The 9935-nt window shown below is 66.4% G+C and carries 7 protein-coding genes; all 7 read right to left on the reverse strand.

Going from position 1 to position 9935, the window contains the following annotated elements:
- Positions 1 to 109 precede the first annotated feature (109 nt).
- Positions 110 to 1339: a 2-oxoglutarate dehydrogenase complex dihydrolipoyllysine-residue succinyltransferase gene (odhB, locus tag ACIPIA_RS04650; RefSeq protein WP_400507142.1), complete on the reverse strand. Its 1230-nt coding sequence runs from the start codon at positions 1337 to 1339 to the stop codon at positions 110 to 112.
- Positions 1340 to 1469: 130 nt separating this feature from the next.
- Complete coding sequence (locus ACIPIA_RS04655; RefSeq protein WP_400507144.1) at positions 1470 to 4427, reverse strand: 2-oxoglutarate dehydrogenase E1 component; 2958 nt, start codon at positions 4425 to 4427, stop codon at positions 1470 to 1472.
- A gap of 164 nt (positions 4428 to 4591) precedes the next feature.
- Positions 4592 to 5476, reverse strand: a complete 885-nt coding sequence (gene sucD / locus ACIPIA_RS04660; RefSeq protein ID WP_400507146.1) for a succinate--CoA ligase subunit alpha — start codon at positions 5474 to 5476, stop codon at positions 4592 to 4594.
- A 9-nt stretch (positions 5477 to 5485) separates the two neighbouring features.
- The gene (gene sucC, locus ACIPIA_RS04665) at positions 5486 to 6682 is read right to left on the reverse strand and encodes an ADP-forming succinate--CoA ligase subunit beta (RefSeq protein ID WP_400507148.1); all 1197 of its coding nucleotides are present in this window, start codon (positions 6680 to 6682) and stop codon (positions 5486 to 5488) included.
- Positions 6683 to 6761: 79 nt separating this feature from the next.
- A complete protein-coding gene (mdh, locus tag ACIPIA_RS04670; protein ID WP_400507150.1) occupies positions 6762 to 7724 on the reverse strand; it encodes a malate dehydrogenase in 963 nt (320 codons plus the stop codon).
- A 313-nt stretch (positions 7725 to 8037) separates the two neighbouring features.
- Positions 8038 to 8637 carry a TetR/AcrR family transcriptional regulator gene (locus ACIPIA_RS04675; RefSeq protein ID WP_400507151.1) on the reverse strand — a complete coding sequence of 200 codons (600 nt, stop codon included), beginning with the start codon at positions 8635 to 8637 and terminating at the stop codon, positions 8038 to 8040.
- 10 nt (positions 8638 to 8647) lie between these two features.
- Entirely contained in the window at positions 8648 to 9826 is a 1179-nt protein-coding gene (gene zapE / locus ACIPIA_RS04680; RefSeq protein WP_400507153.1) for a cell division protein ZapE, read from the reverse strand.
- Positions 9827 to 9935 lie beyond the last annotated feature (109 nt).

Raw genomic sequence — 9935 nt, forward strand, 5'->3', positions numbered from 1 at the left:
ACGCAGCCAGCCCGTGCCGGCTGCGCCGATGATCGGAAGCAGGTTGATGATCCCGGCCAGTGCGAGGCCGCCAGCGACCAGCCTTGCCGGGATCCTCATGAGCCTGGCCTCAGAGATCGAGCACGAGACGCGCCGGATCCTCCAGGCCTTCCTTGACGCGGACGAGGAAGGTCACGGCCTCCTTGCCGTCGATGATGCGGTGGTCGTAGCTGACCGCGAGATACATCATCGGGCGGATCTCGATCTTGCCGGCGACCACGACCGGGCGCTCCTGGATCTTGTGCATGCCCAGGATCGCCGACTGCGGCGCGTTGAGGATCGGGGTCGACATCAGCGAGCCGTAGACACCGCCGTTGGAGATCGTGAAGGTGCCGCCCTGCATCTCCTCGATGGAGAGCTTTCCGTCACGCGCCTTGCGGCCGAACTCGCCGATCTTCTTCTCGACGCCGGCGATCGACAGATCGTCCGCATCGCGCACCACCGGAACCACCAGGCCCTTGTCCGTGCCGACGGCGACGCCGATGTGATAGTAGTTCTTGTAGACGATGTCGGTGCCGTCGATCTCGGCGTTCACGGCCGGGATCTCCTTGAGCGCCTGCACGCAGGCCTTCACGAAGAAGCCCATGAAGCCGAGCTTCACGCCGTGCTTCTTCTCGAACGCGTCCTTGTACTGGTTGCGCAGCGCCATGACGTTGGTCATGTCGACCTCGTTGAAGGTCGTCAGCATCGCGGCGTTGGACTGGGCCTCCTTGAGGCGGCGCGCGATGGTCTGGCGCAGCTTCGTCATCTTGACGCGCTCTTCGCGCGAGGCATCGTCCGGCGCCGACGGCGCACGGACCTGCACGGGCGCGGGAGCCGCCGCAGGGGCGGCAGCGCCACCGGTCGCGATCGCGGCCAGCATGTCGCCCTTGGTCACGCGGCCATCCTTGCCCGAAGCCGGGACGGACGAGGCGTCGATGCCGCTCTCGGCGGCCAGGCGCGACACGGCCGGGCCGGAATCGGCAGCCTTGGTCGCGGCAGCCTTCGGAGCCTCGGCGGCAGGAGCCGGAGCAGCCGCGGGCTTGGCCTCCGCCTTCGGCGCAGGCGCCGCAGCGGCTGCACCGCCTTCGGCGATCGTGCCGAGCAGCGCGCTGACGCCGACCGTGTCGCCTTCCTTGGCGACGATCTCGCCGAGCACGCCGGCGGCCGGAGCGTTGACCTCGAGCGTCACCTTGTCGGTTTCCAGCTCGACGAGGGGCTCGTCGGCCTTCACGGCCTCGCCCGGCTTCTTGAACCACTTGCCGATCGTGGCCTCGGAAACGGATTCGCCGAGGGTGGGTACGCGGATTTCGGTCGCCATGTCAGGCCTCTGTCTTGTCGTTCTCTGGCGGTCGGTTCGACATCGGCACGAGGATCGCGACGAGATCGCCGGAAACGCCGATGCGGGACGGAAACCCGGCAGCACCGAAGCGGCGCCGCCGGGGAGTTGATCAGGCTGCGAAGATCTCTTCGACGAAGGCGTTGAGTTGCGCCATGTGCTTCGACATCAGGCCGGTCGCGGTCGCGGCCGAGGCCGGGCGCCCGACATAGCGCGGGCGCTTCGATTTCGAGCCGGCATGGCCCAGCACCCACTCGAGATAGGGCTCGACGAAGGTCCAGGAGCCCATGTTCTTCGGCTCCTCCTGGCACCACACCACATCCGCGCCCTTGAAACGCGACAGCTCCTGCGCCAGCGTCTTCAGCGGGAACGGATAGAGCTGCTCGACGCGCATCAGGTAGACGTCGTCGACGCCGCGCTTCTCGCGCTCTTCCAGCAGGTCGTAATAGACCTTGCCCGAGCAGAGCACGACGCGGCGGATCTTCGCGTCCTTGACCAGCTTGGTGGTCGACTTGCCGCGCTCGGCATCATCATGCAGCACGCGGTGGAAGGTCGAGCCCTCGGCCAGCTCGCCGAGATCGGAGACGGCGCGCTTGTGGCGCAGCAGCGACTTCGGCGTCATCAGGATCAGCGGCTTGCGGAAATCCCGCTTCAGCTGACGGCGCAGGATGTGGAAGTAGCTCGCAGGCGTCGAGCAGTTCGCCACCTGCATGTTGTCCTCGGCGCACATCTGCAGGAAGCGCTCGAGGCGGGCGGAGGAGTGCTCCGGACCCTGGCCCTCATAGCCATGCGGCAGCAGGCAGACGAGGCCGGACATGCGCAGCCACTTGCGCTCGCCGGAGGAGATGAACTGGTCGAACACGACCTGCGCGCCGTTGGCGAAGTCGCCGAACTGGGCTTCCCACATCGTCAGCGCGTTCGGCTCCGACAGCGAGTAGCCGTACTCGAAGCCGAGCACCGCCTCTTCCGAGAGCATCGAGTTGATGACCTCGTAGCGCGCCTGGCCGTCGCGGATGTTGTTCAGCGAGGTGTGGCGCGCCTCCGTCTCCTGGTCGATCAGCACCGAATGGCGCTGCGAGAAGGTGCCGCGCTCGCAGTCCTGCCCGGAGAGGCGGACCGGGTTGCCGTCGAGCAGCAGCGAGCCGAAAGCCAGCGCCTCGGCGGTCGCCCAGTCGATGCCCTCGCCGCTCTCGACCGCCTTCTTGCGGTTGTCGAGGAAGCGCTGGATCGTGCGGTGCACGTTGAAGCCGGCGGGAACCGAGGTGATCTTGTCGGTGATCTCCTTCAGCACCGCCTCCGGCACGCCGGTGGCGCCGCGGCGCGGATCGTCCTCGTCGGCGCGGATCGCCTTCATGCCCGCCCAGCGGCCGTCGAGCCAGTCGGCCTTGTTCGGCTTGAAGGTCTGGCCGGCGTCGAACTCGATCTCGAGCTTCGCCTTCCAGGCCGCGCGCATCTCGTCGATCTCGCCGGCGTTGAGAACGCCCTCGGCCTCGAGCTTGGCGGCGTAGAGCTCCAGCGTCGTCTTGTGGCCGCGGATCTTGCGGTACATCAGCGGCTGGGTGAAGCCCGGCTCGTCGCCTTCGTTATGGCCGAAGCGGCGATAGCAGAACATGTCGATCACGACAGGCTTGTGGAACTTCTGCCGGAACTCGATCGCGATCTTGGCGGCGAAGACCACCGCCTCCGGGTCGTCGCCGTTCACATGGAACACCGGCGCCTCGACCATCTTCGCCACGTCGGACGGATAGGGCGAGGAGCGCGAATAGCGCGGATAGGTGGTGAAGCCGATCTGGTTGTTGATGATGAAGTGCAGCGAGCCGCCGGTGCGGTGGCCCTTCAGCCCGGAGAGGCCGAGGCACTCCGCCACGACGCCCTGGCCGGCGAAGGCGGCATCGCCATGGATCAGCAGGGGCAGCACCTTCGAGCGCTCGACGATGTCGCCGAACTGGTCCTGCTTGGCGCGGACCTTGCCGAGCACCACGGGATCGACGATCTCGAGATGCGACGGGTTGGCGGTCAGCGAGATATGGACGTTGTTGCCGTCGAACTCGCGATCGCTGGACGCACCGAGATGGTACTTCACGTCGCCCGAACCCTCGACGTCATCAGGCGCGAAGGAACCGCCCTTGAACTCGTGGAAGAGCGCGCGGTGCGGCTTGCCGAGCACCTGGGTCAGCACGTTGAGGCGGCCGCGATGAGCCATGCCGAAGACGATGTCGCGGACGCCGAGCGCGCCGCCACGCTTGATGATCTGCTCCAGCGCCGGAACCAGTGCCTCGCCGCCGTCGAGGCCGAAGCGCTTGGTGCCCGTGTATTTCAGGTCGAGGAACTTCTCGAAGCCCTCGGTCTCGATCAGCTTGTTCAGGATCGCGCGCTTGCCCTCGCGGGTGAAGGCGATTTCCTTGTCCGGCCCCTCGATGCGCTCCTGCAACCAGGCCTTCTGCTCGGGGTCGGAGATGTGCATGAATTCGATGCCGACCGTGCCGCAATAGGTCCGCTGCAGCACCGCGACCATCTCGCGGACGGTGGCGAACTCCATGCCGAGCACGTTGTCGATGAAGATCTTGCGGTCGAGATCGGCGTCGGTGAAGCCGAAGGCGGCCGGCGACAGCTCCTCGGGGTCGTTGCGGCTCTCGATGCCGAGCGGGTCGAGCTTGGCGTGGAGATGGCCACGCATGCGGTAGGCGCGGATCAGCATGATCGCACGCACCGAGTCGCGCGTCGCCTGCTGCACGTCGGCGGCGGAGAGCGCGGTGCCGGCGGCCTTGGCCTTGGCGCCGAGCTTGTCCGAAACCGCCTTCTCGACCTGGGCCCAGTTGCCGTCGAGCGCCGAGACGAGCTCGCCACTGGCCGCGATAGGCCAGTTCGGCTTCTTCCAGGAGGCACCCTTGGCATTCTGCAGGACGGCTTCCTTGTCGTCCTTCAACGCTCCGAAGAAGCTCTGCCACTGCTCGTCGACCGACTTCGGGTCGGCTTCGTAGCGGGCGTAGAGGTCCTCGATATAGGCCGCGTTGCCGCCATAGAGGAACCCGGTCTGCGCGAGAGCCTCGTTGATGTCCTGGCGAGCCATGATGCTCCTGCCTTCCTTCGCCGCTTGCGATAGGCCCGGACCCCTGTCCGGACCTCCTGCTTGTTCGTCATGCCCGGAGCCTATCTCCGGGCATCGTCGTCATGGTCGTCATGCCCGGCTTCGCGCCGGGCCGCGACCGCTCCGCTGTCGCACCCGAGGGTGGATCAGCCCTTGAGCACCTCGACCAAGGTCTTTCCAAGGCGAGCCGGCGACGGCGAAACCCGGATGCCGGCCGCTTCCATCGCCGCGATCTTGTCCTCGGCGCCGCCCTTGCCGCCCGAGATGATCGCGCCGGCATGGCCCATGCGGCGGCCCGGAGGCGCCGTGCGGCCGGCAATGAAGCCGACCATCGGCTTCTTGCGGCCGCGCTTGGCCTCGTCCTTGATGAACTGCGCCGCGTCCTCTTCGGCCGAGCCGCCGATCTCGCCGATCATGACGATCGACTCGGTCTTGTCGTCGGCCAGGAACATCTCGAGCATGTCGATGAACTCGGTGCCCTTGACCGGGTCGCCGCCGATGCCGACGGCCGTGGTCTGGCCCAGGCCCTCGTTCGTGGTCTGGAACACCGCCTCATAGGTCAGCGTGCCCGAGCGCGAGACGATGCCGACATTGCCCGGCTTGAAGATGTTCGCCGGCATGATGCCGATCTTCGACTGACCGGCGGTGACGACGCCGGGGCAGTTCGGACCGATCAGGCGGGTCTTGGAGCCGACCAGCGAACGCTTGACGCGGACCATGTCGAGCACCGGGATGCCTTCCGTGATGCAGATGACGAGGGGAATCTCGGCATCGATCGCCTCGCAGATGGCATCGGCCGCGCCCGGGGGCGGCACGTAGACGACGGACGCCGTGGCACCGGTCTTGGCCTTGGCCTCGTGCACGCTGTCGAAGACGGGCAGGCCGAGATGGAGCGAACCGCCCTTCCCCGGCGAGGTGCCGCCGACCATCTGCGTGCCATAGGCGATCGCCTGCTCGGAGTGGAAGGTGCCGTTCTTGCCGGTGAAGCCCTGGCAGATGACCTTGGTGTTCTTGTCGATCAGGATGGACATGTCTGCTCCTCAGGCCTTCTTGATCGCGGCGACGATCTTCTGCGCGGCGTCGTCGAGGTCGTCGGCGGGGATGACGTTCAGGCCGGACTCGCGGATGATCTGCTTGCCTTCCTCGACATTCGTGCCTTCGAGGCGCACGACCAGCGGGACCTGGAGGCCGACGGCCTTCACCGCGGCGATGACGCCGCGCGCGATGACGTCGCACTTCATGATGCCGCCGAAGATGTTGACGAGGATGCCCTTCACCTTCGGGTCGGCGGTGATGATCTTGAACGCCGCCGTCACCTTCTCTTCGGAAGCGCCGCCGCCGACGTCGAGGAAGTTGGCCGGGCTTTCACCGTAGAGCTGGATGATGTCGAGCGTCGCCATGGCGAGGCCGGCGCCGTTGACCATGCAGCCGATCGTGCCGTCGAGCGCGATATAGGCGAGGTCGTACTTGGACGCCTCGATCTCCTTCTCGTCCTCTTCCGTGGTGTCGCGCAGGGCGACGACTTCCGGGTGACGGTAGAGAGCGTTGGAATCGAACGAGATCTTGGCGTCCAGGCACTTGAGCTGGCCCTGGGTGGTCACGATCAGCGGGTTGATCTCCAGCATGTCCATGTCCTTGGCCACGAACGCGTTGTAGATCTGGCCGAGCACGGTGCCGGCCTGCTTGGCGAGGTCGCCCTGCAATCCGAGGATGCGCGCCATGGCGCGGCCGTGATGCGGCATGATGCCGGTGGCCGGGTCGACCGAGAAGGTCTCGATCTTCTCGGGCGTGTCATGGGCGACGGCCTCGATGTCCATGCCGCCCTCGGTCGAGACGACGAAGGCGATGCGCGAGGTCTCGCGGTCGACCAGAGCCGAGAGGTAGAACTCCTTCTCGATGTCCGAGCCGTCCTCGATGTAGAGGCGGTTGACCTGCTTGCCGGTCTCGCCGGTCTGGATCGTCACCAGCGTGTTGCCGAGCATTTCCTTGGCGTGGGCCTCGACCTCGGCGACCGACTTGGCGAGGCGAACGCCGCCCTTCGCATCAGGGCCGAGTTCCTTGAACTTGCCCTTGCCGCGGCCGCCCGCATGGATCTGCGACTTCACGACATAGAGCGGACCCGGCAGCTTCTTGGCGGCCTCGACCGCCTCCGCCACCGTCAGTGCCGGGAAACCGGCCGAAACGGGCGCGCCGAATTCCTTGAGGATGGCTTTGCCCTGATATTCGTGGATGTTCATGTGCTCGGTTTCCCTGACAGCGACCGAAAATTGACGAAAGGGCGGCGGCGCGAAACCGCGCCACCGCCCTTACTTAAACTCACGCGAGCGACGGATCGACGGTCTTGCAGGCGTCGATCAGGCCCTGGACCGAAGCCACCGACTTCGCCAGCATCTCCTTCTCGGCGCCATTGAGGCGGATCTTGACGACGCGCTCGACACCCTTGGCGCCGATCACGACCGGCACGCCGACGAACATGTCCTTGACGCCGTACTGGCCCTTGAGCGCGGCGGCCGCCGGCAGCACGCGCTTCTGGTCCTTGAGGTAGCTCTCGGCCATCGCGATCGCGGAGGCGGCAGGCGCATAGAAGGCCGAGCCGGTCTTGAGCAGGTTGACGATCTCGCCGCCGCCCTTGCGGGTGCGCTCGACGATCGCGTCCAGCTTCTCCTGGGTGGTCCACTTCATCTTGACGAGGTCCGGCAGCGGGATGCCGGCGACGCCGGAATAGCGGACCAGCGGCACCATGTCGTCGCCATGGCCGCCGAGCACGAAGGCCGAGACGTCCTTGACCGAGACGTTGAACTCTTCGGCCAGGAAATAGCGGAAGCGGGCGGAGTCGAGCACGCCGGCCATGCCGCAGATCATGTTGGGCTTCAGGCCCGAGAACTTCTGCAGGGCCCAGACCATCGCGTCGAGCGGGTTGGTGATGCAGATCACGAAGGCCTTCGGCGCGTACTGCTTGATGCCTTCGCCGACCGCCTTCATCACCTTGAGGTTGATGCCGATCAGGTCGTCGCGGCTCATGCCGGGCTTGCGCGGCACGCCGGCGGTGACGATCACGACGTCGGCGCCCTTGATGTCCTCGTAGGAGTTCGTGCCCTTGTAGCCGGCGTCGAAGCCGTCGACCGGGGACGACTCGGCGATGTCGAGGCCCTTGCCCTGCGGAATGCCCTCGGCGATGTCGAAGAGAACGACGTCGCCCAGTTCCTTGAGGCCGGCGAGGTGGGCGAGCGTGCCGCCGATCTGGCCGGAGCCGATGAGGGCGATCTTCTTACGGGCCATTGCGTAGTCCTTTGTTTCTGGCGCTACCATCGACGCCGGCTGCTGCCGGCCTCGACATTCAAAAATGCCTTGGCGCTGCGACAGGCCGGGGAGCCGGCCAAACCGTGCGTTCCTTTGGCCCAAACCGGCCTTTTGCCGCAACCCTTGCCGAAAAAGCGGCTTTTCTCGGGCAAATCGCTGCATCGTTCCCTTCGCAGGAATCTGCCCTCGATTTTTCAATGACTTAGAACAATTCGCCGGAAAGGGTCGGTTCCGCGTGGAACGAAACTGTCCGATTACAATTTACAATATCTGTAATTGGTCACCAGATTATTCACACGATGCCGCTGCCGAGCACCCGCAGGATCACCCGGATCAGCGTCGACAGCCGCATGTCCACGGACGCCTGCGGAACGTCCGCCTCCAAGGCCAGCGAGGCTGGATGGATGAACCGGTTCGTCGCATCGATCACGAAGGCGATGGCACGCTCGCGGTCGCGCGGCTCGAACACCCCCGTGGCGATGCCCTCGTCGACGACGCGTTCGAACAAGGCCCTCACCCGGGTGCGGTTGCGCCGGCTGATGGCGTGGCGCTTGGCCACGGCAAGCGACAGCGCCGCGAAGAGGTGCGGCTCTTCCTGGAGCAGGTCGCGGTTCGCCTTGGCCAGCGCCAGGATCAGGCGCTCGAGCTTGTCGTCGGCCGGGTCCGGGCCATCCGCGACGTCGGCGAGCCGGCGCTCCGTGGCCTTCAGCCAGACATCGACCACGGCATCGATCAGCGCGCCCTTGGACGGGAAGTAACGGTAGACATTGGCATGGGTCATGCCCGCTTCTTCCGCCACCGCGACGACGGTGAAGCGTTTCAGTCCGAACTTGCGCAGATGCTCGCTGGCGACCGAAAGGATCCGGGTCTCGCTCGGCTCGCGCTGCGGCATCGTCAGGGCCCTAGGTCTCGACCAGGCCGGTCGTATCGCCGCTCGCCGCCGAGTCCGGGCGGCCATGCGGCATGGCGAGATAGTCCTCCGAACGCATCTCGATCAGCCGCGAGACGGTGCGGTCGAACTCGAAGGCCTCGCGCCCCTGCTTCGCGTGATAGAGTTCATGCGGCTCCGCCGCCGCCGAGGCGACGAGCTTCACATGGTGCTCGTAGAGCGTGTCGATCAGGATGATGAAGCGCTTGGCCTCGTTGCGCCGGTCGAAATCCAGGATCGGAATATCGTCGAGCACCAGCGTGTGGAAGCGCTGCGCCACGGCAATGTAGTCCGAGGCGCCATAGGCCTGCGCGCAGAGATCGGCGAAGCTCGCCCGCGCCACGCCGCCCGCCGCCTGGGGCAAGGCCAGCTCGTGGCCCTGCACGGTCAGCACCGTGCGCGGCCCCTGCGCCACGCCCGACAGCGCCTTGAAGGCCGTATCGAGCGCAGCCTTCGCCCTGTCGTCGGCCGGCACGTGATAGACCGGCGCCCCGCCCAGCTTCTCCAGCCGGAAATCGGTGCGCGAGTCCAGCTTGAGCACCTCGACCTTGGTCTGGAGGAGATCGATGAAGGGCAGGAACAGCGCCCGGTTGAGGCCGCCCTCATAAAGCCGGGACGGCTCGACATTGGAGGTCGCGACCACGACGATTCCGGCCGCGAACAGCGCCGTGAACAGCCGCCCGAGGATCATCGCGTCGGCGATGTCTGTGACGGTGAACTCGTCGAAGCAGAGCAGATAGGCCTCGTCCGCAAGGTCCGCTGCGACCGGCGCGATAGGGTCGGAATCCTTGACCTCGCCGCTCTTGATCTTCTGACGATAGGCATTGATGCGGCCGTGCACGTCGGCCAGGAACTCGTGGAAATGCACCCGGCGCTTGCGCTTCACCGGCGCCGCCTCGAAGAACATGTCCATCAGCATGGTCTTGCCGCGGCCGACCGAGCCCCAGATGTAGAGCCCCTTCGGCGCCTGCGCGGTATCCGGCTTCTTGCCGAAGAGCCAGCCCAGCGCGCTGCCCTTGCGGGCGAGCCGACGGGCGGCGAGCGTCGTGGTCAACGCCTCGAGCTTCCTCACCGCCGCCACCTGAGCCAGGTCGCGCTCGATGGCCCCCGCCTCGACCAGGGCGGCGTAACGGTCGGTGATCGAGACGGTCATGATGGTGGCAAGCGGTCCGAAGGAGACCAGACCGGGTTACGGCAGCGCAGCCGCCCCCGCAAGTCCGCCGGGCCGATTAGCCCATCGCCGCATTGGCGGCCCGGGCGCT

It is taken from the genome of Allobosea sp. CER48, from assembly GCF_044752385.1.
In the GTDB taxonomy this organism is placed as follows: Bacteria; Pseudomonadota; Alphaproteobacteria; order Rhizobiales; family Beijerinckiaceae; genus Allobosea.